This is a genomic window from Bacillus thuringiensis (genome assembly GCF_001595725.1).
GTDB classification, from domain to species: Bacteria; Bacillota; Bacilli; order Bacillales; family Bacillaceae_G; genus Bacillus_A; species Bacillus_A thuringiensis_K.
Map to the genome: position 1 here is coordinate 1,768,277 of NZ_CP014282.1, position 25,686 is coordinate 1,793,962.

Sequence of the window (25,686 nt, forward strand, 5' to 3'; positions counted from 1 at the left end):
AGGGAGATTTGGATATGTGTATTAAGTGCTTAGTAAAAGAATTAGCTGCAACGGTTGCAGGTGTAGAAGTGACAGAGGAAGTTGTAGGTAAAGCAACTGAAGAACAAGTACGCGAGTTACGTAGAATTCGTAAAGAAACGGAAGCTATTAAGGAAGTTGTAGCTAAGGAATTAAAGGCTGAACTTGAACCAATTAAAGAAAAATATAAAAAGAAATTAGAAAATGCAACAAAAGGATTAGAGGAATGGCACGATGCAGTATGGGCTGACATTCATTCTGAATTGGGTGTTAACGGTGAAGATGATTTGACGTTAGATGCTGAGACAGGTGAAATCACAAAACAAGTTATCAAGAAAAAAGAATCGAGTAACCTTCACTGATGCACCACATTGTTGAAGGTGGAATTACTTTAGATACAACGTTACGCGAAGCACGAAAAAGCAGAGGTGAGAGTATGAAGTTTCTATATTTCGGTGATCCACATATACGAGGTACAAACCCTCGTAATCGTAAGGATAACTACAAAGAGGCATTAATTGCAAAATTACGTGAGATTTTTGCTTTAGCTAAATATAAAGGTGTGACAGCAATTATCGAACCTGGAGATACGTTTGATAGACCTGAGGTTACGACAAGTGTGTTACTAGAGTTTGCAAAGGTACTGAAAGAAAGTCCAGTTCCGATCTATACGACAGCTGGTAATCACGATATTTACGGGTACAATCTTGCAACGTATGAACGGACAAGCCTTAGAGTACTGGAGTTAATCGTTCCACAGCTTACAGTTATTAATGACCCTGGACAAGCTCATATGTTTCATCAAGATGGTAATCATGTACAGCTAACATTTACACCATACAGTGACCGAATTGATAAAGCTGGATATGGTTATTCACCAGAAGTTATTGAAGATTGTGAGTCAACAAAAATACATGTAGCACACGGCATGTTACTTGATCATGATCCACCTTTTGACCGGTACACAAAAGTACAGGATGTAAAAACAGAGGCGGATTTGGTTTTGTGCGGCCATGACCATACAGGTTTCGGTATCTATGAGCGTTCTGATGGAAAAATATTTGCGAATATCGGTAGTATCACACGTTTATCGGCTTCAGAAGCTGAAATTAGCAGACCAATACAGGTACTTCTTATCGATGTAAAATCTCCAGGTGTTTTTGATTTAGAACGGATTCCACTTCAAAGTGCAAAACCTGGTGAAGAAGTACTTGATCGTAGTCGGATTGAAGCAGAGAAGAAACGGGCGTATGCAATGGAGGAGTTTGCTTCCTTGATTCAAACGGAAACAGGTGAAGATGTGTTAGTTGATATTAATACGATTGTCGAGAGCATTGCCAAGACAGATTGTATTAATCCTGACGTAGTAGAAATAGCGTTAACGAAAATAGCGGAAGCAAAGGAGGGATTACGAGCATGATTGTAAACAAACCGCAGTTTGATGAGAACGAACTAGGCGAAGGTACGGCGGTACAGGTCACAAGTGGTAACCCATTTGGACGCCCTAACTATAGCAATAATAAACATGATTGGAATGCTGTAGTAGTAGAGTTTTCACCGCTGATGATAAGTGTAGCTGGTTACAACAAAGAGGAACATGATCGAGTAGAAACGATGAACATAACAATTGACTCAATTGTTAAAGAGCACGTGACGCTTAAAAAGTTAGTAGTAGAACTACCAAAAATTCAATGTGAGGTGGGACCAGAAAATGGCTGAATTAAATAATCAAATTCGTAGTTTACAAGAGGAGCATGGGAAAGAAAAGCTACTTGCAGCGGCAACAAAAATTTTAGGTAAGAAAGTACCGACTGACTATGTTCGGGTTTTAAATCCACTTGAATTACAAGCATCCTTACAACAAATTGATGCTGCAGTACAGGATGTTCTTGAAAAAGGTAAGGCACGTGAAGAAGCTTATGGTGAAAAAATTAAGTTACTAAAACAAAAAACTAAACTTGATACACAGGTCAAGTTAAAAGAAGCTGAAGCTTTTATGGCAATACAGCATGAAGGTAAAAGCCAATATGTAATTGTTGATAATCTGAAAGTTATTTTAGGAAATGATAAAATGCGTGATGCTTATCGCCGTCAATATTCAAAGAGTGAAAGAGAAGAACTGTCTACGGTTGAGGCGGAATTAAATGCGATAGATATTGGTCTATCTGCAGCAAAAGATGCTTGGGAAACAGCGAAAGAATCAGCGGATCTTGTAAAAGCAAAAGCTTATGTACAAGCGAATCTACTGAAGTTTTTGGCATAGGAGGTTGCTATGGATCCAAAACAAACAGCAATGAGAAATAAACAGCGTGAACGTCAGCAACGTGGGGACGATTTCCAAGCTGAAATCAGAAGAAGTTGGAGAGAAATTCCGAATGTATGGCGTATGAGAATTGCAGATGGTGCAGGTGCAACTCGTCCAGGTGACGAGATTGTAATAACACCTGAAGTAAATATATTAGCTGAAATGAAACGTACAGAGAGTCGTAGATTTTCACTAGATTATATGAGACCGAATCAGATTATCGGATTACGGGATTTTGATCAAATTATTGATAGAAATTTAGGTTTAGTGTTTATCAGTTTTCTAAACGATAGTAAGGGGCTTGACGAGGCTTACGCATTCAGACTTATTACAGCTCTTATTCATATGAAAAAACGAAACGTGAACCATATAAAACTTGAGGAATTTCAAAATCAGACGGTTCCCTGTGTACCACTTCCAAGACTTACATACCACGAACCTTCTTACGATCTATCGGGGGTGCTCACTTGCTACAAATCTTTGTAAAACACAACATCCGAATAAGAGGTGCTAGTACACCTCTTAAGGCAGCAATTACTAAGGCGCTAACATTTGATAATCCAGCGTATTTGAAAGCAAAAAAACAACGTAGACCTACATGGGGGGTACAAGCAAAACTTGAATTGTTTGTACATGACAGAGGCGATATTGTTACGCCTCGAGGTTTCTTGTCAAAGCTAGAAGAGGTACTGAAAAACTTAGGTTACGACCCTAGTAAAGTTATTACCTCACAGATTTCATATGGCCGAGATGTTAGTTTCGGGGAATGGGATGACGGGTTTGTATTAAAAGAGGACCAGACACCGATGGTTGAAGCACTTATGCAAGAAAACGGAATAGGTGTAGCACCGGCTGGTTCAGGTAAAACCGTAATGGGCATGCGCTACATTTACGAAAAGGGTAAAGCAGCATTATGGCTTACGCATACAAAAGACTTAATGTATCAATCCGCAAAGCGAGCTAAGGCTACAATGTCTGATATCGGTCGTATCGGATTTTTCGGTGACGGCGTACATGACTGGGGAGACGGTAAACTAATCGTTGCTACAGTACAAACCTTGCAGCGAAATCCACAAATAATCGATGCACTAAACGATTTTATCGGGACGGTAGTAGTGGATGAAGCCCATCATTTTCCGGCAATACAATTCATTGAAACGGCTGGGAAGTTAACAGCTGAAAATATGATTGGACTAACTGCAACACCTTCTCGAAAAGATGGATTGGAAATCTATATGTACAACGGTGTAGGTCCGAAAGTGTACGAGATTAGCAGAAACAGAATGTATGAAGCTGGGAGACTGATAAAACCGGCAGTGAAATTCGTATATACCGAGTTCAATTACGAGACGGCAAGTAACCGTAACGAGATTGATAGTGTAGATGCTGGTGGAGAAGATCTCGATTATACAGACCTAATTCGTCACCTTATTTCAGATAAGAAGCGTGCGAAATTAGTTGCTGAAAGTATCGTAGAACATTATCCATTAGGACCTGCCATAGTTATTACGGAATCTGTCCGGTACTGTTTTGTCTTACAACAACTCGTACAAAAATTATTGAGAGAACGTTACGGAGATACGTATTACGGGAAACAGATTAATACCGCTGTAGTACACGGAGGTATTAGTCGTTATACCTGGAGAAAAGCAAAAAATGAAAAACATGCACAACAGCTTATTGATAACGGGCATGCAGTAGATAAAAAGCAAGGTAAGTACGGTTGGCAAGTAAAGGTTGCACAGTATTCAGAAAAAGAAATTCGTGAATGGCAAGTAACAAAACAGCAACGTAAAGACATTCTAGAAGCCTGTGACCGAAAAGAAATAGACATTTTATTTGCTACTCAGTTAGCGCGTGAAGGATTGGATATGCAGCATTTAGCAGTTGGCCACATGGTGATGCCGAAACGTGGGGACTCTCGTGAAAGTAACAGTGGTTCATCGGTAGAGCAAGAAATTGGACGTATCATGCGTCCTGATCGGAGCAATCCGGATAAAAAAGCATACTGGTTCGACTATGTTGACTACAATGTCGGAGTATTTAAGGACCAATATCACAGCCGTAGGAAAGTATACAGCAGAATCGGGTTAACGGTACCAAGAAAACCGAAAACAGAACGAGATACAGTGGCTGACTTCTTAAATGATATGCCTTGGTGAAAGGGGTGATAACAATGGAAAAGCACGAATATGTGGGCGCACTTTATGAAATCACAGAACTAATTGCTTCAGTGAAAGAGGTGAAGTAAGTGGGTTTGAAAGAAACAGGTCAAAAAATCGTTAAAAAAGTGATAAGGGTGTTTGCAAGAGGATCCGGTAAAAGTTTATTCCTTCAACGAGGAATACCGATAATGGTTGAGGTTCCGGAATACGATTCGAAAGATTACAAGATTTCGTATAACAGAAAAGTAACCTATCGAAAAAAGAAAAGCCAAGCAAAACGAAAAGCGTGGAAAAAACATGGCCTACAAGGGCGCAGGAGGAAAAAATAATGACACAAGAGACAAATCAAAATGAAGTAGTGGTACAAAATAACGCGGTGACGAAAACAAACACTGGAAGTAATTATATTACCACTATTTTAGAGGAAACAAAGCAGGGATTCGTTGAAGCGAATAACGGTCTTGATATGGATTTCGTCCGTATGGGTGATTGGTTAACTATTAATAAAAAAGGTAATTTCGTAGAAAAAGATGATGAAAATGTTATTTTCGGTGAAAGTATCGATGTAGTAATCGGATACGGTGAACAACGTTGGTCGGTATGGGGATTAGAAGATTCGCCTGAAGCAGGGCAATTAATTGTTGCTGAAAGAACGAAAGAAGAAGCCGAAGCGGTATTCAATCAGTGGTTAGCAGAAAACCCTCAAGCTGCAGAACGTTATGAACTTGATGATATTAAGTTACGTTATATGGCGTCGATAGTACCAGTATCAACTTTAAGTCCTGATGATTTTCCGAACATCTACTTAATGTCATTTAGTCCAACAGACACGTTAATCTTTGGTAAATACGCGATGAATTTATATAAAGGGAAATATAAAGCGCTTGGCATTACTTCAAAATTAGGTGTTAACAAAGTAGTGACACGTCTTGTGACAGTAGATCGCAAGAGTCGTACTAATGCTAGTCAGTCTTGGGTAGGAATTGACTTCCAGCCTGTTGGTGTATTTAAACCAGAAGATTACGGAATTAATGTAGAAGACACTGAAAAAGCTTCAGAATAATTAAGGAGGGCGTCTACAAATGGCAAAAAAGAAAGATAAAACAAGTGAGTATCAATATGTAGACGCATGGTACAGCAATCAGAACGGTAGAAGCATTCCGTGGAAACGAATCCCTTCCTCTGAAGTGAAGCAATTCCAAACGGGAGAGGCATTCAATTTCAATTGCTTTGCTACAGTTCAACGATTTGCGAACGACACAAAAGTAAAGGGGGAGGCATTTATTGCTCCCTTATATTTTGACCTTGACCATGCGGAAGACCCATCAGTCAGCCAAAAGGATGCAATAAAGCTGGTGGAATTTTTTACGAAAGAGATGGATATTCGTGAATCGGATATGTGGATTTACTTTTCTGGATCAAAAGGATTCCACATCTTAATAAGCTCCGATGCGCTCGGTATTGAACCGAGAAACGACCTTCATAAAATCTTCAAACATATGGCTGGGTACTTAGTCCATAGACTAGGACTTACGTCACTAGACCTTGTGGTGTATACAGAAAAACGGATGATTCGTTTACCGAACAGTATGCATCAAAAAACAAACCTATTTAAAACAGAAATTAGTGTAAATGAGTTAAACAAATTAACTCTGGAAGAAATTAAAGATTTAGCGAAATCGCCAAGACACGCTGACGATCTACCTTATACGGCAGAAGAACGTAAAAAGGCAATGAAATACAGACCTCGTACGGGGTATTTACTAATAAATAAGACAGAAGAATATGAGCAAGCTGCAGCAACGAGTGCTCGTAAGTATGCGAAAGAAGAATTCCAGTTTAAGAAAGATAAACCACCGGCATGTGTAGTTGATATTTTAAATGGTGGCTGGAAAAAAGACGGTGACCGAAACCAGGCAACAGTACAGCTTGCATGTTACTTCAAAGACGCTGGCTACACGAGAGAGGAAACGATGAAAGAGCTGGAAGACTGGGTGCTTAAATTTACATCTGAGGATAACGAGTATGGTAAGCAACAACGTGTTGCAAATACTAGAAGTGTGATCGATGCGGTATACAGCGGTGATAATACATACAAATTTGGTTGTGCGTTTATTCGTTCACTACATGGCGAAAAGAAACCAGGAAGCAAAGATTATGAACGTGTAGCGTGTGCTGGTGATATGTGTCATTGCATTAAGAAGAATGCTGAGGAAGAAGAAAATGCAAAGTTACTTCATTTAGCAGAGACGGGCAATGCAGATCTTACTGGAAAGCTTGTAAAAACACGTGTCATGGTTGCAGGGAAAAAGCATACGCCTTATATCATTCCGAAAAACATTGAGTACCATTGCTGGGGCAGAGAAAGTTGTAAAAAGGTACATTGCCCTCTATACGACATCCATACACATACAGGATATAAAGACCTGGGCGTAAGTGATCGGGAAGTCATTCAAATGACGGGTGTAGGTGACGATAATATAAAAGGTATTTTACGAGAAATATCAGGCATACCAAATTGCCCGAAATACAATACGGATATTTTAGAGAACATGAACGTGGAAGAGTTACTTGTAATCCCAATGGCTGAAGAAGATGACGAAAAGCAAGAGCAGCATAAAGGGAATTATGTACTACGAAAAGTGTACGCCGTAAATGGACTAAACGTAAGTGAGAACAAGTACTACGAGTTAACTGGCTATGTATACCCGCATCCAAAGAATCAGGAGTCAACACTACTTGTAAAGAGTGCGGTACCGCTTCAGGATGTGGTTGAAAGTTTTGAGCTAAATGAACAAGTGAAAGAAGATTTAGCAACATTTCAGCCGGCAGATTATACAGCAGAATCAATTGAACAGAAACTAGGAGCAATTTGTAACGATTTAACGTACAACGTAACACACATCGTAGAACGTGATGAGACATTACTTGCAGTATTGCTAACACTTCATAGTGTTTTACGTTTTAAAGTACCGTGGGATTTAAATCCGTTACGCGGATGGGTGGAATTGAAAATCGTTGGTGATACAGGTACTGGTAAGTCGGCGCTCATTGAAAAGGTAATGAAATATTCAGGACTTGGAACAAGAGTGAATGCGGAAAGTACTTCTCGTACAGGTCTAACGTACAAGATGGAACAGTCAGGTGCTCAAGGTGCATGGTACATCGTTTGGGGTGCGTGGCCGTTAGCTGATAAAGAAATGATTTGGATTGATGAAGATACAGGTATTACGAAAGATGATTATGGTGAAATGACACTTGCGCGCTCTGATGGGAAGCTAGAAGTAAAACGGGCTGTAACAGCTGAAACCCCTTGCCGTGTACGTGCCATTATGTCAGGGAACGTACCGAAAGGAAAACGACTTGCTGATTACTCTCAAGGAGCTGAAAGTTTAAAAGATATTTTCAATAACGAGGATATACGCCGTTTTGACTTTGCAGTTTTTATGAGAGCGAGTGATGTGGATCCTGAGTTGTACAACCAAACGCTTGCTACGTATCCATCGATTATACAGAAGGATACTTTGAAAAATAACATCTTATATGCTTGGTCACGTAAGCCGGAGGACGTGCTATTTACAGACGGTACGATTGATAAAGTACTGGAAGTTGCGACAGACCTTGCGAAAGTATATGGAAATGCGAATGATATACCACTTGTATCTCCTTCAGATCAGCGGAATAAAGTGGCTCGTTTAGCGGTAGCACTTGCAGCACTTACACATTCAGTTGATGAATCGGGTGAAAGAATTCAAGTTTGGCCAGGACACGTTGAGTTTGTTGGGGAGTATTTAAAAGCTTTATACAATGCTCCAGGTTGCGGCTTAAATTACTATGCTCGTTTAGCAATAAAAGAGGAAGAAATGACAGAAGAAAGATACCAGAGGTTTACGGCAGATCTTAAGAAAATCGATACGTTAACAGGTGAAATGAAGTTCTATGAGTTTATTAAACTATTTGCTCAGCAGAAGTACTTACGACTTGGTGATGTTGAAGCAATGCTATCTATCGATAAAGAAGAAGCGAAAGCTATCGTAAATCAATTAGCGAAAATGAGGATGATCCTTTTAACAAGCGGTGGCTATCGAAAAACGCCAAGATTTAATGCATATATTGCGTATTGCATGAAGAAAGGTCTCTTTGATCATATAAAAGATGAGTACTACTAATTATACGGACAAGCAAGACAAATATGACTGGAAGTGAAAATATGAAACTTGGAAGTTTATTCGGGAAACCAAGAACATTAGCGAGTAGTAAAAAACAGGTACCGGTAAAGGAATCAAAATTAGCGGTAGAAATGGAAAAAAAGAAGAAACCAGGGCAATTCGATATTGTTTGGCCAAAAGTAGAACCACAACAAGTGAAAGATTACCAAGCTATTCTTACAGTCTCAGAGTTAAAAAAATACCTTGAGCGTTGTATACAAACAGGTAAAGCAGGATTTGACTGGGAGACTGCAGCAAGTGAAGAAATTAGAGTGCATTATAAAAAGGCGTTTGAAGATATAGAAAAAGCATGTGCTACAGGTGCTATTGATGAGAAAGAAGCAGAAAAACAAAGAGAAAGTTTAGAAAAAGCATATTTAAAAACACCGTTAGATCCGTGGAAAGGCGAAATTTGTACCGTATCTTTATCAGCAGCGGCGCATGAATCAAGAGTTGTTCCAATATCACATAAAGTTGGCCAAGTATTTGAACCAAGTATGGATAGGAATGGAGCTAGAAAAGTTGTACTAGATTTAATCGATGAGTACTTATTCAAAAATGAAAATGTACTAAAGATTGCGGTTAACTTATCTTTTGAAACGAAATACGCAGCAAAGTACGGTAAGTATATTTTAGGAAAAGTAGCAGATCCATTGATCATGTGGGTGCGGTGTTTACAAATTGTAGCACCTCAAAAGATTAACAATTCGAAAAAGCCTACAAGCGGATGGGGGTTAAAGCCCGCTACGAAAGAGATTTTTGGTGTAACGATGAACGACTTTTCAACTCTTTTAAAGAAATGCAAAGTAGATTTCTTTGATGAAATTGATGCGAGTAAAGGCGAAGGACTACTTTACTCAGCTGAAGATGCGGATTACGCAGTGCAGCATTATGAATATTGGTCTCAAATTGCAGCTCAAATTCCGCGATATGCGGAATGGCTTCAAAGGATTGAAATGCCGTTCACACGTGTTATCGGTCTTATGGAATATTGGGGAATGAATTGGGATCCAAACCTTGCAACGCAAAAGAAACAAGAAGCGGAAATTATGCAAGAGCAAGCGGCTGAACGTATTAAACAAATCGCGAAAGAAACGTTCAATGTTGATATAAATACCGGTAAATCAGGTAAGACAAACGAAGTAAAAAGTTTAATGTTTGATTACTTAAAAATACCGGTAGCAAAGTATGGAAAAACAGGTGCGAGTCTTGATCAAGAGGCACTTATCGATATGGCATTTATGCTTGAGAATAAGTTAAACGATATCGATGAAGAAAAGTACCTCAGCATTTCGCTGCCTGAAAATTGGGAAAGTATTGATCCTGACAAGGACCCTACCTTAGATAAGTTAGAGCGTGGAGCGATTCGTATCGCAAAACGTGAACCACATCCTTATAAGGAACAAGCGTTGGAGGTTATCGATCAGCTGAAGAAAATCCAAAAATACACGACATTACTTTCTTCGCACATCATAGGACGTGAAAAGTACTTGAACTTTATGAGTGGACGGATTCATGCAGGGTACAGTCCATTCACAGAAACAGGACGCTTAAACAGCTTTAATCCGAACGGACAAAACGTACCGAGACCAGATAATGATGAGTTTAAGATAAGAAACTTTTTTGTACCTAAACCAGGAAAGATATTATTCTTCATTGACTTCTCAGGGTTCGAGCTCCGCTTAATGGCATGGAAATCAGGTGACGAGGTCATGACGGAGCTATTTAATACAGGCGGGGATATGCACCGTAGAACAGCGTCTGTAATGACTGGAAAACCTGAAGATGAAATTGTAAAGAAAGAACGTACGGATGCAAAGGCAGGAAACTTCGGAATCTCTTATGGCGGTACGGAACACGCTTTGCAGTTCACATTTAAAACAAAGTACATGATTCGTAAAACATTAGATGAATGTGCGCAGATTGTAAATGCTGTTAAAACAGCGTACAAACGCATACCAGAGTATCAGCGCAAGATTGTTTTAGAAGCACGGGAGCAAGGTTATGTGCAAACGATTTATGGATATATGAGATTGCTGCCAGGCATTAACAGCGCGAATAGAAGAGATCGCGGCTCAGCTGAAAGACAAGCAGCGAATACACCAGTGCAAGGTAGTGCGGCTGACATTATGAAGAAAGTACAAAATGAAATTTATGAATCTATTGGTAAACAAGAAGGTGTACTTGCTCATGGTAGTGCCGATATGATTGCACAAATTCACGATGAAATCATTTTTGAAATAGATGATGATCCGGAAATTGTAGTTGCAGTAGAAAAACAAATTAAACAAGTTATGGAGCAACCTCCAGTACCAGGATTTCCAGTTCCGATTGAGGCAGAAGGAAGTGTAGGTTATCGATGGGGCGAGAAAATGAGTGTTGAGTCCTGGCTTAAACAAAGGGAGGAATAGCATGTGGGAAGAGGAGAAGGACCGCGTAAATCATTATTTACAAAGCGTCATGCAACAGCATTACCACGTGTAAAACCAGCAAGAATTGTGGGTAGCATTGCCGGAGAACCGTACAACATGGTCTGGGTAGTAAGTTCATTAAGAAAAGATAAAAAGACTGGTGTGTTAGACCCAGTACCACAAGATCCATACGCAGAATTGTTATTTAGCAGTTGCTTTAAAAAATGGAGGGAAGACGATGAACGCCTTGAACCGTCAACAACGCCGGGCGAGTGAACGTGAGAGAAAGAGAACAAGGGAGCGGCAAAGTTTTCACAGAGGTGAAGTGCAGCAAGTATCCCTTTTATCGTATAAAGATGGCCGAACAATAGCATTACGTGCAGTAAAAGAAGTGTTAGGTTTGGGGCCAGTACGTTTAGAACGTGTACAGAAGCGATTGGAAGAACTAGAAAACGAGAATTTTAATGAACTATTTTTAGAGCATTTAAGAAAATAAAAAGCTGTAGGAAGGATGTGCGATTGTGGGTGGTAGACAGCAAGGGAAGGGGTACGAAAATCGGAAAAGTGATCGGAAACTAGAGAAATTAAAACGTGAAATGGTTAGGCAAAAAAGGAAAGTAGCAAAAGGTGAGCTACGAAAGGCGGTAGTGTACTTGGACAATTCGGAGCAACAATTAAAAGATGTGATGCAAGAGAATCGTGATTTACAGTTAGAAGTTGACTTATACAAGTCTCAGATGAAAGTGAAAGACAATTACGCAAAACGTGTATTGAAAGAAAATAACGAATTACGGGAACAGATTAAAAATTCACGTAAAAAGTCTATTTCGTTATTTGTTTCTTATATGTTGGTAGCGGTCATTGTTAGCTTTGTAATTGTTAGATAAGAGGGGGGCGATTGAGATGACTGTAGTAAAAGACAACGAGTTCTGGAAAGAAGTGTATTACTACATGGAAAAGCATGGTTGCTATAAGGATGAGGCTGTAAAGGCCGTGGAGGCTCAGTTCAATAGTAAGAACGAGAAAAGAGTAAAAATCATTGAAGCTGTAAAAGAAAAGTTGATTTGTGCGGGAATACCTGAAAAGGATTCTTTAAAATTTGCAGAAACTGCACCCTTTGTTAGTTCATTAACTGGTGCCAGTGTAGAAAGAATGGTGAGAAGTTTTATAGATTTGTTTAAAAAAGGGGAGCGTGCAAAACAATGAACATCATTCATTTATTCCAGCTTCAAAAAGACCTTGATAACAAGATTGTAGAAAAACGTAGTTTACAAAACGTGCCCTTGTTTCAAGAAAAGAAATTATCATTTCGTGACGAGTTAAGTGAGTTGCTTCATGTGTGGCGTGGTCATAAGTTTTGGAGTGAAAATAACAAGCCGATTACAAAAGGTGTACGAAACAAGGGTCAAATGATGGAAGAAGATAAGGAGTACTACAATCCGTTATTAGACGAATTTGTTGACGCACTTCACTTTGCTTTATCGATTGGATTAGAACGTGAATGGAATAAATATATCGATGCCTTTGTAGTGCGTAATAGCAAAGGAAATACAAAAACAGAAATTATCGATGTGTTTAACGATCTATATGAAAACAAATTATGGACTGCAGCACATTACATGACCTTGATGAATGACTTGGCTTACTTAGGTGCAGCGCTTGGATTTTCGGCTATTGAAATTTACAACGCATATATCGAAAAAAATAAAATCAATCATGATCGTCAGGCATCCGGATACTAAAAGGAGGCGAAATGGTGGGGAAAGTTATTCTTTGGACAAAAGAAGAGGTAGCGTATCTCGAGGATTCCTGGGGAACATACAGCATTAAACATATAGCAAAAAAGTTAGGGCGTACTGTAAATGCGATAAAGTTAAAAGCAAATCGTATAGGGTTAAGTGACCCACGTTTACATTTTAACGGACTTACAGTACTCCAATTAGCTGATGTATTACAGATAAATTATAAAACAATCGAATCGTGGTATGAGAGATTCGCATTTCCTATAAGACTAAAGCTATTTGCAAAAACTCAAAAAATAAAGGTTGTTTACTATAAGGACTTTTGGGATTGGTTAAAACGGCATAAACAGGTAGTTGATTTCTCAAAGGTTGAATATGGGATTTTAGGACCTGAACCAGAATGGATGAAAGGGAAACGTGATGCGGATGTTTATAGAAGGAAAAAAGAGAGAGAGCCTTGGACCAAACAAGATGAATTATTACTAAAAAGTATGGTCAAAGCGAATTGTTATACGTATTTGTATATCGCGAAACGTCTCCAGCGAACAGAAAGTGCAATAAAGAAAAAACTGGAGGAGCTTGGGATCTTCGAGAGACCTGTAGAAAGCCAAGCATCTTATACAGAAAATGAAATACAAATTAGTTTAGACCTATTTGAAAAAGGTTACACGGTAGATGCAATTGCAGAAAGGTTTGGGAAAAGTGCATTAACACTTGTTGGTTACTTAGAAAGTAAGGGGTATCGATTCAGAGCAAAAATGGTGATAAAACCTGAGAATGCTGTGGTTTAGATTTCCAATAAAAAAGGCTAGGATTTCTCCTAGCAAAAGAGTTATGTCGTACAGAAAGGTAGTTGTGTGCAAACCAGGTGTTTGCAAGTTCATTATATAACGTTTCTTGGGTAGATAGATTGAATCATAGCAATCTTTACGTAGGTTTTACAGGATATTGAAGTTTTTGATAAAGACCAAATTTGAATTTTGTACAGAAACGGGATGAAAGAGATGTCCAAATATGAAAAACCAAAATGTGATTGTGGAGAAGAATTGGTGTATTGGACACAGCCAGTACAGACTTTAGTATACAGGATTAATAAGAATGGCCGGAAAGCAAAAAAATCTTGTAGAAACGGAATCTTGATTGAAGGGTGTGTAGATCGACTCATATGTGATAGGTGTGATTCAGAATACGATATTGAATTTGATGAAAAAAGTCGAGTAATTAGAGGTGGAGTTTACTCTTACTAATTTAAACAAAAGCGTTATTTGAATAGAAAATGGCAGCTGAAAATTCAAGGATGAATCAGCTGCCAATAAAGTAGTTATTAAATCTTATTATTAAGCTTTTAATTTGGATTTTTGCTCTTATTTCGAGAAGAAATTATACCGAAAATAGCACCGGACATTGCACCGATTAAAGTTGGTAAGAGTATACTCCATGCTGCAAAAGACATAATTAGACCTCCTAATAATAAAATGTTGTAACTATATATTTTATTATATCGCAATTTAAGGATTTAATGTTAGGAAATCTTGGGAAATCAAACAAAATAGTTATTTTAATAAAAAACGAGGAAATGAGGGGAGTGAAAGGAAAAGAACCCTTTATATAAAGGGTTCTTCTGGTGATTTAATCTATCAATTACATTCGTGGTAATATTCATCACATGAATCGTTATTATCGTTACAGCATATACAAAATGTTTTTTGAACAAATAAACTAACTTCACTATTAGAACCTTCCTGCTTTGTAAGAGTAAGACTTTGAAAATCTTCAACTTGAAATATTTTTGTTTGAACAGGTTGTAATGTAGTAGTAATTGGTACGCTAGATCTTCTTGTTAGAATAGTTACTTGAACGGGTGCACTCATACCGACAACGAATAACTGAATTAATGTTTTATTATGATTGTTTGTAAAATCCTCAAATACAGTTTGTGGAGCGGTGGTTTGAAGGAAAACAGACACAGGTATATTTCCATTTGTATTTTCTGCAAAACCAGCTATCGTATGAGTTTCAATAAAACAGTTGTTTTTTTGATTGTTGGAATGTGATTGGTTTTTATAATATTTTTTACCATCTTTATAAAAGTAATCAGCCATATGAATTTAAAGCTCCCTTCTTTTAGATATCTATATAGTCTATTTAATAAAGTGAAGTAGTGCTTGTACAACATAATAAAATCCGCTCTCGTAATTACCTAAAAATGTTATTTAGAAATTAAAGAGCGCCTTGAGAGGAAGGCGCTCTGACCAAAACTAATGTTGAAAAAGGATACCCAAGATATTGTATGTATGTTTTTTAGATAGGTGAAATTTTATAACAAAATCTTTATTTAAATAAAAAGAGCGCTAATCGAGAGCGCTCCTTATACCTCATTATAACGACAGTGACGAGCTCACATTATATAGAAAGGCACTATTATTGTATGTCAAAGTATGAGGTTAGTGAATGGATTTAGATAAAATCGTTATTTGGGAGAATTGTGATTATTCAAATGTGTTTCAGCCATTCCAGCACCAATAATAGCACCAATAATTAATGCGCAAGCAATTAAAATACCTAAAATAATTAACATAGCAAAAGTAATTTTTTTCGCTGTATCCCCTTTCGGAGCAAGAATAGCTAAAACAATTGAGATAGGTATTAAATAAATTAAGTAATTGTTTGTATGCCTAGATAATGAAGCAAAAAACACGATTGAAACTAAAAACATTGAAATGAAACCAAAGTATTCTCTCATTGCTTTATCCTTTCTTGGAAAAGTGAATTATACAGATTATACCATAAATAAAGAGAATCAAAGTGAGTTTCAATAAAAACGCTATTTGGTATCTAAATTGTATATGTAGAAAGGAGCAACTAATTAAAGTGCTCCTCTGGAGGTTGAATATAAATGCCTTTTCATTAACTATTATTATATTTATTTTATCAAATGGTGAAAAACTTGGACAAAAACTTCATTTTAAACAACAAAGCAGCTAGCCGAAATAGCTAACTGCTTCGTTGTACAATTTTAGAAGTTACAATCGATACGGATATATGTTGTAACAAAAAGTTACAACTATAGTATAAACAAATATCAAAATATTATGCAGGTAAGAAAACTAAACAAAAATTTCATTTTGTTTAGTTTAAAACGAAAAAAAGAGCACTTAATAAAGTGCTCTTGTGACGAGCTTCCTTTGTAATGACTATTTTATAAAGAAAGGAACGCAAAACATTATATGCGAGTCCAATCAAATAGGTGTTTTTTTATAAATAAAGAGCAGCCAGCAAAAGCTAACTGCTCGGTTCTCCAAGGGGGAACAAGGAGAAAGTAACTTAATGGGTTGTCTACAGTATTGACGGAATATTGAGTTTTATTCAGGGTTGGTTCCAAAAAAGCGACATACCGCCAAAATATAAAATTATTAAAAGGAAAATTACTATGAAAGCAGTTAAAGAAACTTTCTTCCAGGGATTTTTCATTAGTAGACCTCCTTTATGAAGAATATTAACACTTTATAAGAAACTGAACAAAATAATCCTTTGAATAGAAAGAGAGGTTAAATGAAAATGTCCTTAGTGGGAAATTTGAAAGAACTTCAGGAAAAAGCCATCGATGAAAAAGTATTGGAATTTGCAAGCGAAATGGAAGGTGTAATAACCGAAAGTGCAGTAAATGGATATTCAGGTTATAGATATCAAATTCATAAAGAAAATCCAGACAAACATATTATGCATTCAAAACTATTCACGGAAAAGTTACAAGAATTAATGGATGGCGTGAAAGTTGAATTTAAGGCAGAAGAAAAGAGGAATATTTTAGGCGGATCTTATTACGAACATTACATCCGTTTTAGCTGGAATGACTAATTTCTTAATAAAATCCTTATTTAAAAGCTAAAGAGCGTCTTGTAGTGCGCTCCTTATGCCTACTAATTATAAATGTTTATGTTTGATCTTAGATTTCTTACTTGGAGGAATAAAATGCTCTTAAACAAAGTTTAGATAGACAATACAGCCAATAATTACAATATAAAACACCGCACAAAAGAAGATTAAAATGTATTTGAATGTCTTGCTCATATTAGTACCGTCCTAAAAGAGGATTGTTTAGATTTTTATATGGTATGTAAAAAAGGTGCATTTATACAAGGGAAGGGTAGCTAGCAAAAGTAAAACAAAATCGTTATTTGGGAGAAAAGGGGGAATGGGAATGGCTCTGAGTCTTCAATGTGAAATGTGTTCATTCAAATTCAAAATAGGTCAATTTTCTAGTGTTCCGGATATCGCATACTGTCCACATTGCGGAGATAATTTCCTCGAATATTATCCGAAACAAGAAGGTGTCCAGTATCAACTTAGGGAGAATAATTTCTTTTATCACCATAAAAAAACCGGGAATGTATGGAATGTATTGATCCAGGAAGATGAATCTAAGAAAGAATTTTTTGTCGATGTTCAGGGACCAGAAACAGACAGAGAAGCATTTGAGGCTGTTAAGGAGTTTTTAAAAGCGAAAAAGATGTATCTGCCTTGTACAGTGGTAGATATCCGATGTATAGGGATAGGGATTGATAAAAAGTTATAGTTAAACAAAAACGCTATTTGGTATCTAAATTGTATATGTAGAAAGGAGCAACTAATTAAAGTGCTCCTCAGGAGGTTGAATATAAATGCCTTTTCATTAACTATTATTATGTTTATTTTATCAAATAGTGAAAAACTTGGACAAAAACTTCATTTTATACAATAAAACAGCTAGCATGATTAGCTAGCTGTCCTGGTAAGAAAAGAAAAACGGTACTTATCAAATGTTGCTTTTGTAATTGCGAGTTACAACTATAGTATGAACAGAGTTGAAAATGTTATGCAAGAAAGCTAAATAAGAACTTTATTAAGCACAACAAAGCAGCTAGCTGAATCAGCTAACTGCCTGTTGTACATAGTAACCCACATGAAAACGCAAATTGTAACCACAAGTTACAGCTATAGTATAGACAGTTTTAAAAATGATATGCAAAAGTAGTCAAAAAATCTATTAAACGCAACAAAGCAGCTAGCTGAAGTAGCTAACTGCTCCATTGTAATGCACTGAGGAGTCCTACTACGCATACATATTATGAGTTGTAACCAAAAGTTACAACTATAGTATAAACAGATATCAAAATATTATGCAGATAAAAAACTAAATAAAAATTTCATTTTGTAGAAATAAGGAAACTAAAAAAGAGCACCATGCATAAGTGCTCTTTAAGATAGGAGGTAACACTTTGAGCTGGCCCTAGGTTAGAAGTATATGGTGTAAAAAAAGAAATAAGAACAAAATTTTATTAAGTCAGTACAAAAAGCAGCTAGCAAAAGCTAACTGCTCGGGTCAGGGAACTACTGCTGATAGAGGTTCATTAATATGAGTTTTGGCTATCGCCTATGCACAGTATTGACGGAATATCGAGTTTTATTCAAGGGGGAGAGGGAAAAAATAATTTTAACTTGATACAACTTGATCTTGATCAGCAACATCAGAATCAAATGTATTCGTTGCACTAACACCGTTAAAGGTATTAACAACAAAAGAAACATTTGATGCCCCTGAACCATTATAAGATTTTGTATTCTCTTTTGGAGATACGTTATAAAAATCCCCTAAATTGAAAGCACCATTACTGTTTTGAACGACAAGATTTCCAACGACAGAAGGCATAGTACACACCTGCTTTCCTAGAACGTATTTAAATTAGTATATGGTGTATTCGTCTAGAGGTTCATTAGAACCAGAAAAATTAAAGATGAAGTTTGTTAGAAACCAAACAAAAAAATCCTTTGAAAGAAAGGAACATCCAAAACTATGAAACCCGTAAAAGCGAAATGTGAAGTATGTGAGCACGTGTTTCGTATCCAAATGCTCACAGCACGATTACCGAACCGTGTGGACAAGCACTATTTCGTTTGTCCAAGCTGTAAAACGGAATTTGTAAGTTATTATTCAAACCGTGAAATGAGACAGCTGCAGAAAGAAATTTCACAATTATATAACGGTTTCCGTAAATGTTATACGAAGGAACAAGCAAAGGTGATTGAGGCGAAAATTGATAAAAAAGATTTAGAGTTTAAATGGTTACGAGATAAATTGCGAATAGAAATTGAAACGAATTTACCAAATTAAAGGAGGGTAAAGTTATATGAATATACCTAAACAATTAATGATTGGTAGTGTTCCGTACGATGTGGAAGTAGTAAAAGGATGGATTGATGAAAGAGAAAACGGAGAAGTACGAATTGCCGAAGTAACGTATCACGAACAACATATCAAGATTTCGGATAACGTAACAAAGCATGAAGGACAAATGAAAAACGTACTTCATGAAGCGATTCACGCGATGCTTTATGAATATGGTCTTGATCGTTTAAATAAAGAAGCAAACGTAAATGCATTAACTACAGTCTTTTTCGACTTTATTAAAAATAACATTCGTGGTGGTATCTCCAGTTTTGTAGGTCATCAATACTTAGTGCTTACGTCACCTGAGAAACAAGTAGCGAAAGAGGAGCAACATGGATTTTCATTTATCAATACAGCAGGAGAACTTGTGGACGTGGTTAATCAGCACCCACCAGAAGTAGATGTATCGGCATTAGGTGCTGTAATGGCAAAGGCGGAAGTTCATAAGACTGTGGATCTAGGTGTTACGCATGAACAGATTCAGGAATCGGCTGTTAAGATGGTCACTGATAAGCAGACTCGTAAACTGCCAATCGTAGAAGTAAATCGTAGCTCGTTTCCTATGGAAGAGATAGCAAAAATCACGAAAAAAGAAGAGGCGGATCCGACTCATTGGAAAACAGGTATTAAGTATGATGACGAAGGTAAACCGAGATATCGTACACGCTATGAGTGCTGCATGTGTGGGAATCGTGGGAATCAATATGAGTATCAAGAGAATAAATTTACAAAATGCCATAACTGTAACGCGAAACTCAAGATAGTGCAGGCAACGAAAAATGGATTCCCTGAGCGCGACGCATTCGGTAATTTTTACGTGGCTAATGAAGAATACAGCGTTATTTTGGATGGTGAGTAAAGATGAAGAATATACCTACAAAAAACATAAGTGAAGAACTGGAGACACGTGAAGGTGTCACAACAGTGCAAGTAAGTCCCCATGAAAAAATTGAAGTAGCCGGTATTACGGTTGAGGGTCCGGCTGTGATTCTTATTAATAAGGACTAGGAGTGGTTGGATGGAAATTATATGTGATTATCCGATTTGGACAACGTGGTTTATCTGCGTAGTATTCTTTGGTTTAGCAAGCGTTATAGAAGCTGTTAAAAAGTAAGGAAAAGGAGCTGAAGAGAAATGAAATCAACAGGTATCATTCGTAATATTGATCCATTAGGACGAATTGTAGTTCCAATGGAATTACGCCGTACATTAGGTATCCAGGTAAAGGATCCTATGGAGATTTTCGTAGATGGTGAATCTATTATTCTACAAAAATATAATCCTAATAACTCTTGCCAAATTACAGGCGAGGTTTCAGAAGAAAATATTGAACTAGCTGGCGGTAAACTCGTGCTAAGTCCTGAAGGGGTTGATCAGGTATTAGCGGAACTCGAAGCACGTTTGAAGGGGTGATAAAATGAGCGAACCTAATAAGCAATATACAAATATCGAACTGGAAATGATTTTGGATAACTTTGTAAAGGCGTTACCTATGCAAATGCGTATGCAGCGTGAAATGTCTAAAGTATATAAAGCACGTTTCGATGCACTTGTTTCAGAAGGTTTTACTGAACAACAAGCACTAGAAATTGTAAAGTCACGAGGTATAGAATGAAAGGTTCGGAAGCAATTTTACGAGTGATGCACCAGGTAGGAGGAGAAATCCCGGCTACGCAGTTTGATACGTGGCTAGGACAACTCTCTCAGTTAGGTCTACTGGAGCAAGTCACGAAAGATAATGAGCATGTTTATTATTACCGGCTTACGGATAACGCAAGACAGTTTTTAGCGAAGAAGGGTGTTATTTAGTTCTTAACTTGTTGAAGTGTGGATAAGAAATGTTTGAAAGCCTCTTGCATTTCTCTAACATCTTTATACCTTTCTTCTCTGTTAGGATTAGTGCCTTTGTCAAAAAATGCTTTGAATTGCTCGTTAGTAAAAGCACCCATTGTTGTTCGACCTGTAAATATAAAGTAAATGAGTCTTGTTAATGCGTATATCTCGTGATGAATTTTATAGTTAGAAAATCCATCAAACGCCAGTTGTGGATCATTAAAAGCGCCTTTCATTTCCGTAAATTGATTAGTCAGTTGACTTTCTTCTAGTTTTATCAAACCAAAATCAGATACTTTAATAATCTCTGCTCCATCATAAATCTTTATTAATATGTTAGATGGGCTGATATCTCTATGTAAAACATTTTTACTATGGATATATGTAAAGGCTTTAAATATTTGCTGAATTAAATTGATTCTTTTGGAGAAATCTAGTGTATTGTTTCTCTTTGAAATATAAGTATACAGAGATTCATCGGCATATTCCATTATATATTGATGGTTCTCCTTATCAAACTTAAAAACTTCAAGAACGTAAGGTGATTTTAGTTTGCGCATTTCTACAAATTCAGTGCAAAATCTTTGATACTCTGCCTCTGTTAAATTACTATTTGCTTTTTTTACGGCGAAAAAACAATTGTAAAATGTATCTTTATATTTAAAAACTTTTGCATAAGAACCTTCACCTATTATTTTTAGCTGAAATGGGATTGTAGTATTTGCTCTTGTTATGGAAATTCCGTTTTGTAATTCGAATATTTGTCCCATTCTGATTACCTTTATTTCATTGAATTCAGGGGGGATGGAACTACCACCACTTGTTTTTAAAAATGATTTGCACTGTTCGACTATTTCTTTGTAATAAGGGCAAAAATCAAAAGCAGCTTCAGTATTTATTAAATAGGACTGGAGTTTGACTATATCATGGATATCTCTAAAAAGTTCTCTACTTTCATGCGCTGTATAGTATCCAGTATGTAGTCTACTGTTTAAGTAATCAAATAGTTCAGTAAACTCAGCGTGGTAAAATGAAAAAATTTCTTTTAATGGAGAAGGCATCTTCTGATAAAACCCGCTATATTTGTTTAAGTTTCGTTCACCTCTTTGTTGAATAATGTCGTCAAGCGTATTGTGTAGAAATATATTAACATTTTCTGTAAGATTGACCATGTTTCGTTACTCCTTCTTGTAAGCTAAATGATTTTATTTTAATAATAACAGAAAAGATGAATATCCGGTTGTTATAATGTTTAACTTTAATCAAATAATTTAGGGATGGTAAAAGGAGGTACGTAAGTGAATTATTTAGATCATATTCCACAATTAGCATTACAAGTACCGGCTACCATTTTAAAAGATGCCCTGTATATTGAACAACAACTGAGATTCGTAGAACGTGTGGCGGCAAGGAGTAAGGAACATGACATCTGAGAAAATAAGGGATTTACAAATAGATGGTGTGGACGTTCCGTTTTATGATGGATTAGAAAATGTATGTATTCTTTAGTAAATATATGGGGATTAACCTTCCAAAACCTATGTTTTTTATATATTATTAAATATAGCAATTTAATAATTTGTGGAGTAATACTATCATCGGGAGTGGAATAAAGTGGATGAGAATAGAAAAGATATAATGGAATACTATGATGAATGGCATAGGGAGCAAGACACAGATATAAAGTGGTATCGTAAAATATTGCAAAAAAGATGGTTAAAAAAAATCGGAAAAGGTAATTTGATGGCAATTTCTTTTTTGGTTTTTTTGGTAAGTATCACTTGTTATTTTTATAAAACAGAGAGCAAGGCTTATGCCACTTTGAATGCTAAATTTCGTGGCTGGGAATCTGACTTGACTTTTGCTTCTTTGAAATTGGAATCTAATAACTATGTTTTTGGTGTGGATAAAGATCCAGCGGTTTTAAAAAATATGGTACCTATGTATATAGATATTAACGGGGATAAAATATTAGTTCAAAAAGAGTCTTTAATAATACATGCACAATTTATTATGTCAGATAGTCCGCTCAGAATGAATACACCTTGGCCTATAGCAAAAGGGGATTTATCTTTTATGCCTGTGAGAAATCCTATGGGTGTATTTGGTGATGAAAAAGCATTTTTAGGTCGTGTACATTTAGAAAAAGTATATATGGGAACAAAACAAGAACCAAATCAAGTGCTATTGGAACATTCTGGAGGATCATCAGTGAAGTTAAATTTATCTCCGTCAATTTATGAAAAAAAATTAAATTTTAAAGTATTTATTAATGGTGAACGCAAGGTGGTTCCTGATAATAAAATTACTTTGATACCATACAAAGAAAATGAAGAAAAAGAATCTATCAAATTTATTGTAAATAATTTTGTGGATTTTGGATTTGATCATCATACAGGAATAGAAAACTCTGAAGTATCTAATTTTTATATTGAATCCTCTAATACTTTTCTAAAAACAAATACAGATGACGTAGCTGTATTAAATATCATGAAGTCTGCCAATCCTCAAAAAATTGATGTACCCAAGAGTCGTGTCTTGGGTAACGGTAATATGAATTCTACTCTTAGCTTTGATGGTAAGTCTTTTGCAGCAGATGTTACAGGTGTTTTTAATGAAATGACTATTGCAGAAAAAAGTGTATTCCCGAATATTTGGCAGTGGGCTAGGGATAATGCAATTACTATTTTGACCACAATATTAACGGCTGCTATAACTGCATTTTTAGGAAGAGAATCACTGTATAGTAAAAAAGAATGATAAGTAAATTGAAATTTGTTTTAAGGTATTGGAAGTGATGTACTATTGGAGCTGAAAGTGCTAAGTACAGATTCGGAGATTCACAGCTGTTTACACGAAAATAAAAATATATAAAAGAAAAGTTTTTAGGAGGGGGTCTAATACACTACAGTACTTAAAAAAGAAAAAGAAAATAAAAAAGAACCCCCCCCTTAAAAAAATATACCTTATATATATATAAAATATAAAACTAATAATTATATATTATATATATAGTAGTATTTATTAATAGTTATATAGTATGTAATACTATTAATGGTTTAAGGTGTTTGTTTTAGGGGTTTGATTTTCTGAGTCAGGAGGTTCGGAGATGACCAGAATTGATGGCTACGTTTCAAAGAAGACAATACGACTATGGCTGGAGAATTACGAATCGCTGGCTGTAGGTGATCGGTTCCCTGATGCGCCGCCTAGCTTTACTGGACCTGGTGCACTGGATGGGAAAGGCGATGGACGGTTGAATAAGATTGTGCTGGATCAGGCGATTAAGCAATTACCGAAGAACATGAAATATATAGTGCTTGCTCGGTATGTGTACAAGATTCCTAGAAAGAATACATTACGGACTATGAATATCACTGCAAAATTGTATTACGCACGCTGTAAACAAGCCGTGGACGTATTACACATGACCATTAACGGTGATATGGCAGGTATGAGAAGTTTAATAAAAAAGTTGTACGAGACTTGACAAGGTGGGTTCATAGTAGGTACAATTTATGTTAGGATGGTGAAATTGTGTCCTACTCCAGTACTAAATAATACGCATAGCCATGAAGCCCGTCATTAGGGTATCATGGCTATTTTTATGCCCGTTGGATTTGGTTGACTGTAGGGTATATAGTAGGTAGAAACTAAGGTGACTACTTTAGTAGTTATCTAACTGTCGGCAACACGAAAGGTGAAACCGATGGGTGTTTTTATCAGCCGAGCTCGTTGAGGGAGAAGGGCCTTTGAAACTCAGGGGGTCATAATCATTTATATCGGTTTCATAACTTAAGTATTGTATTTCAAAATCAAGAAGCCGATTTCAAAGATCGGCTCTAAAAAATCCTTTTATTAAACTAATAGACCCGTAAATTAAATGCATAAATTTCGAAAAAGTGTTATGACTTTACATTTATATAGAACGGGTTTTCCAGTTTAGTTTAAGACGGAGTTACTTGACTTAAGGTGAAACGACACTATTACTCTGATCTAGATTCAGTTAGTCTCCACAGTATACCTGAAGCAGCGTGGGGAGCCTGGTGAGCCTGGTGAGGATTTGTCAAAATGACTTTTCCGGTATTACCATCTATATCGAGATAATAAGCTCGATACGGTGAATTACCCTTATTTTGAATTCTTGCATTATTTCCGCTTACTGGAAGACCCCACTCTATACTTGAAGAAGTCGGAATGTGTGTCAAAATGACTTTTCCGGTATTACCATCTACATTGAGGTAATAACCTCGATACGGTGAATTACCCATATTTTGAATAGTAAAAGAACCTCGATTCTCATCATAAGTTAATTTCCACAGTATACCTGAAGCAGCCTGGTGAGGCTTTGTCAAAATGACTTTTCCGGTATTACCATCTACATCGAGGTAATAACCTCGATACGGTGAATTACCCATATTTTGAAAAGTTACAGTAATTGGAAATTTTATGGTATCTTGACGAACGGAGTGATAGTCTGGATTAAGATAGTCATTTTCTTTGTTAACAGGATAGGTTGGAACGGTATAGAAATGATTATTGTAATAAACAGGATAGGCATAATACGTGTTTACAGGATATGGAGACCTGTGTTCATACTGAGGTGCTTGATATGGGTAAATCGCTGGATAATATGGAACATAATAGTTCACTTAATCACATCCTTATATTTTTCACTTGGTTAATAAATGAATAGCTATTTGAGTTGGAATATACATGAGTCATTCCAAGATATGTTTCTAGTCGATTTATGTATAGGTAATCACCTATGTATGCTTTTTTTGAATATTGATTAT

32 protein-coding genes are annotated in these 25,686 nt (G+C 36.5%); 27 read left to right on the forward strand and 5 right to left on the reverse strand.

From position 1 onward, the window contains the following. Positions 1 to 14 precede the first annotated feature (14 nt). The 16 genes from AXW78_RS08990 to AXW78_RS09060 all read left to right on the forward strand — a co-directional run bounded on the left by AXW78_RS08990 (position 15) and on the right by AXW78_RS09060 (position 13,640). A complete protein-coding gene (locus AXW78_RS08990) occupies positions 15 to 380 on the forward strand; it encodes a hypothetical protein (RefSeq protein ID WP_061884020.1) in 366 nt (121 codons plus the stop codon). Beyond that, positions 380 to 1,438: a metallophosphoesterase family protein gene (locus tag AXW78_RS08995; protein WP_129542596.1), complete on the forward strand. Its 1,059-nt coding sequence runs from the start codon at positions 380 to 382 to the stop codon at positions 1,436 to 1,438. Before AXW78_RS08990 ends, AXW78_RS08995 begins: the two co-directional genes overlap by 1 nt. Continuing rightward, positions 1,435 to 1,737, forward strand: a complete 303-nt coding sequence (locus tag AXW78_RS09000; RefSeq protein WP_061884021.1) for a hypothetical protein — start codon at positions 1,435 to 1,437, stop codon at positions 1,735 to 1,737. Before AXW78_RS08995 ends, AXW78_RS09000 begins: the two co-directional genes overlap by 4 nt. Next, the gene (locus tag AXW78_RS09005) at positions 1,730 to 2,281 is read left to right on the forward strand and encodes a hypothetical protein (RefSeq protein WP_061884022.1); all 552 of its coding nucleotides are present in this window, start codon (positions 1,730 to 1,732) and stop codon (positions 2,279 to 2,281) included. The genes AXW78_RS09000 and AXW78_RS09005 overlap by 8 nt, the downstream gene beginning before the upstream one ends. Positions 2,282 to 2,290: 9 nt before the next feature. Next, positions 2,291 to 2,809 (forward strand): M48 family metalloprotease, encoded by a 519-nt coding sequence (locus AXW78_RS09010; RefSeq protein ID WP_044797241.1) that lies wholly within the window; start codon positions 2,291 to 2,293, stop codon positions 2,807 to 2,809. 83 nt (positions 2,810 to 2,892) lie between these two features. Further along, positions 2,893 to 4,485, forward strand: a complete 1,593-nt coding sequence (locus tag AXW78_RS09015; protein ID WP_061884837.1) for a DEAD/DEAH box helicase — start codon at positions 2,893 to 2,895, stop codon at positions 4,483 to 4,485. Between the two features lie 89 nt (positions 4,486 to 4,574). Continuing rightward, the gene (locus AXW78_RS09020) at positions 4,575 to 4,817 is read left to right on the forward strand and encodes a hypothetical protein (RefSeq protein WP_061884023.1); all 243 of its coding nucleotides are present in this window, start codon (positions 4,575 to 4,577) and stop codon (positions 4,815 to 4,817) included. After that, a complete protein-coding gene (locus AXW78_RS09025; RefSeq protein WP_061884024.1) occupies positions 4,817 to 5,551 on the forward strand; it encodes a hypothetical protein in 735 nt (244 codons plus the stop codon). Before AXW78_RS09020 ends, AXW78_RS09025 begins: the two co-directional genes overlap by 1 nt. A 19-nt stretch (positions 5,552 to 5,570) precedes the next feature. Beyond that, positions 5,571 to 8,657 (forward strand): DNA primase small subunit domain-containing protein, encoded by a 3,087-nt coding sequence (locus AXW78_RS09030; protein WP_061884025.1) that lies wholly within the window; start codon positions 5,571 to 5,573, stop codon positions 8,655 to 8,657. A gap of 23 nt (positions 8,658 to 8,680) precedes the next feature. Continuing rightward, the gene (locus AXW78_RS09035) at positions 8,681 to 11,107 is read left to right on the forward strand and encodes a bifunctional 3'-5' exonuclease/DNA polymerase (RefSeq protein WP_129542595.1); all 2,427 of its coding nucleotides are present in this window, start codon (positions 8,681 to 8,683) and stop codon (positions 11,105 to 11,107) included. Between the two features lie 3 nt (positions 11,108 to 11,110). After that, on the forward strand, positions 11,111 to 11,383 hold the full coding sequence (locus tag AXW78_RS09040) for a hypothetical protein (RefSeq protein WP_000532406.1): 273 nt from the start codon (positions 11,111 to 11,113) through the stop codon (positions 11,381 to 11,383). After that, positions 11,346 to 11,603: a hypothetical protein gene (locus AXW78_RS31960; RefSeq protein WP_081113930.1), complete on the forward strand. Its 258-nt coding sequence runs from the start codon at positions 11,346 to 11,348 to the stop codon at positions 11,601 to 11,603. The genes AXW78_RS09040 and AXW78_RS31960 overlap by 38 nt, the downstream gene beginning before the upstream one ends. A 25-nt stretch (positions 11,604 to 11,628) precedes the next feature. After that, positions 11,629 to 11,994 carry a hypothetical protein gene (locus AXW78_RS09045; protein WP_061884027.1) on the forward strand — a complete coding sequence of 122 codons (366 nt, stop codon included), beginning with the start codon at positions 11,629 to 11,631 and terminating at the stop codon, positions 11,992 to 11,994. 16 nt (positions 11,995 to 12,010) lie between these two features. After that, positions 12,011 to 12,313 (forward strand): hypothetical protein, encoded by a 303-nt coding sequence (locus AXW78_RS09050; protein WP_061884028.1) that lies wholly within the window; start codon positions 12,011 to 12,013, stop codon positions 12,311 to 12,313. Further along, positions 12,310 to 12,849, forward strand: coding sequence for a dUTP diphosphatase (locus AXW78_RS09055; protein ID WP_025118583.1), 540 nt, complete (start codon positions 12,310 to 12,312; stop codon positions 12,847 to 12,849). The genes AXW78_RS09050 and AXW78_RS09055 overlap by 4 nt, the downstream gene beginning before the upstream one ends. A gap of 11 nt (positions 12,850 to 12,860) precedes the next feature. Beyond that, a complete protein-coding gene (locus tag AXW78_RS09060; RefSeq protein WP_061884029.1) occupies positions 12,861 to 13,640 on the forward strand; it encodes a hypothetical protein in 780 nt (259 codons plus the stop codon). 846 nt (positions 13,641 to 14,486) lie between these two features. Here AXW78_RS09060 and AXW78_RS09070 read toward each other — a convergent pair. Beyond that, on the reverse strand, positions 14,487 to 14,951 hold the full coding sequence (locus AXW78_RS09070) for a hypothetical protein (protein WP_060487471.1): 465 nt from the start codon (positions 14,949 to 14,951) through the stop codon (positions 14,487 to 14,489). A 368-nt stretch (positions 14,952 to 15,319) separates the two neighbouring features. Then, positions 15,320 to 15,592, reverse strand: a complete 273-nt coding sequence (locus AXW78_RS09075; RefSeq protein ID WP_061884031.1) for a hypothetical protein — start codon at positions 15,590 to 15,592, stop codon at positions 15,320 to 15,322. 815 nt (positions 15,593 to 16,407) lie between these two features. Between AXW78_RS09075 and AXW78_RS09085 the strand changes: the two genes are divergently transcribed. Together AXW78_RS09085 and AXW78_RS09090 are read left to right on the forward strand one after the other, a co-directional pair. Further along, on the forward strand, positions 16,408 to 16,707 hold the full coding sequence (locus AXW78_RS09085) for a hypothetical protein (protein ID WP_061884838.1): 300 nt from the start codon (positions 16,408 to 16,410) through the stop codon (positions 16,705 to 16,707). A 343-nt stretch (positions 16,708 to 17,050) separates the two neighbouring features. Then, positions 17,051 to 17,425, forward strand: coding sequence for a hypothetical protein (locus AXW78_RS09090; protein ID WP_061884033.1), 375 nt, complete (start codon positions 17,051 to 17,053; stop codon positions 17,423 to 17,425). Positions 17,426 to 18,322: 897 nt separating this feature from the next. On the opposite strand, the gene gerPF is transcribed toward AXW78_RS09090, so the two are convergent. Next, complete coding sequence (gene gerPF / locus AXW78_RS09095) at positions 18,323 to 18,538, reverse strand: spore germination protein GerPF (RefSeq protein WP_061884034.1); 216 nt, start codon at positions 18,536 to 18,538, stop codon at positions 18,323 to 18,325. 144 nt (positions 18,539 to 18,682) lie between these two features. Between gerPF and AXW78_RS09100 the strand changes: the two genes are divergently transcribed. The 6 genes from AXW78_RS09100 (at position 18,683) to AXW78_RS09125 (ending at position 20,866) form a co-directional block, all read left to right on the forward strand. Beyond that, positions 18,683 to 19,000, forward strand: coding sequence for a hypothetical protein (locus tag AXW78_RS09100; protein ID WP_061884035.1), 318 nt, complete (start codon positions 18,683 to 18,685; stop codon positions 18,998 to 19,000). Between the two features lie 16 nt (positions 19,001 to 19,016). Beyond that, complete coding sequence (locus AXW78_RS09105) at positions 19,017 to 19,916, forward strand: hypothetical protein (RefSeq protein WP_061884036.1); 900 nt, start codon at positions 19,017 to 19,019, stop codon at positions 19,914 to 19,916. A gap of 2 nt (positions 19,917 to 19,918) precedes the next feature. Further along, a complete protein-coding gene (locus AXW78_RS09110) occupies positions 19,919 to 20,065 on the forward strand; it encodes a BC1881 family protein (RefSeq protein WP_000790088.1) in 147 nt (48 codons plus the stop codon). Between the two features lie 126 nt (positions 20,066 to 20,191). Continuing rightward, entirely contained in the window at positions 20,192 to 20,470 is a 279-nt protein-coding gene (locus AXW78_RS09115; protein ID WP_061884037.1) for an AbrB/MazE/SpoVT family DNA-binding domain-containing protein, read from the forward strand. A 4-nt stretch (positions 20,471 to 20,474) separates the two neighbouring features. Next, complete coding sequence (locus tag AXW78_RS09120; RefSeq protein WP_001294615.1) at positions 20,475 to 20,672, forward strand: hypothetical protein; 198 nt, start codon at positions 20,475 to 20,477, stop codon at positions 20,670 to 20,672. Beyond that, on the forward strand, positions 20,669 to 20,866 hold the full coding sequence (locus AXW78_RS09125; RefSeq protein ID WP_061884038.1) for a hypothetical protein: 198 nt from the start codon (positions 20,669 to 20,671) through the stop codon (positions 20,864 to 20,866). Before AXW78_RS09120 ends, AXW78_RS09125 begins: the two co-directional genes overlap by 4 nt. Here AXW78_RS09125 and AXW78_RS09130 read toward each other — a convergent pair. Beyond that, the gene (locus AXW78_RS09130) at positions 20,863 to 22,062 is read right to left on the reverse strand and encodes a protein kinase domain-containing protein (protein ID WP_061884039.1); all 1,200 of its coding nucleotides are present in this window, start codon (positions 22,060 to 22,062) and stop codon (positions 20,863 to 20,865) included. The two genes, AXW78_RS09125 and AXW78_RS09130, sit on opposite strands and share 4 nt — an antisense overlap. A gap of 126 nt (positions 22,063 to 22,188) precedes the next feature. On the opposite strand from AXW78_RS09130, the gene AXW78_RS35255 reads away from it, so the two are divergent. The 3 genes from AXW78_RS35255 (at position 22,189) to AXW78_RS09140 (ending at position 24,380) form a co-directional block, all read left to right on the forward strand. Further along, positions 22,189 to 22,323 (forward strand): hypothetical protein, encoded by a 135-nt coding sequence (locus AXW78_RS35255; RefSeq protein WP_257130643.1) that lies wholly within the window; start codon positions 22,189 to 22,191, stop codon positions 22,321 to 22,323. A 181-nt stretch (positions 22,324 to 22,504) separates the two neighbouring features. After that, positions 22,505 to 23,650, forward strand: a complete 1,146-nt coding sequence (locus AXW78_RS09135; protein ID WP_061884040.1) for a hypothetical protein — start codon at positions 22,505 to 22,507, stop codon at positions 23,648 to 23,650. Between the two features lie 349 nt (positions 23,651 to 23,999). Further along, positions 24,000 to 24,380, forward strand: coding sequence for a hypothetical protein (locus AXW78_RS09140; RefSeq protein ID WP_061884041.1), 381 nt, complete (start codon positions 24,000 to 24,002; stop codon positions 24,378 to 24,380). 496 nt (positions 24,381 to 24,876) lie between these two features. On the opposite strand, the gene AXW78_RS09145 is transcribed toward AXW78_RS09140, so the two are convergent. Further along, complete coding sequence (locus tag AXW78_RS09145; protein ID WP_061884042.1) at positions 24,877 to 25,542, reverse strand: hypothetical protein; 666 nt, start codon at positions 25,540 to 25,542, stop codon at positions 24,877 to 24,879. Positions 25,543 to 25,686: the final 144 nt, after the last annotated feature.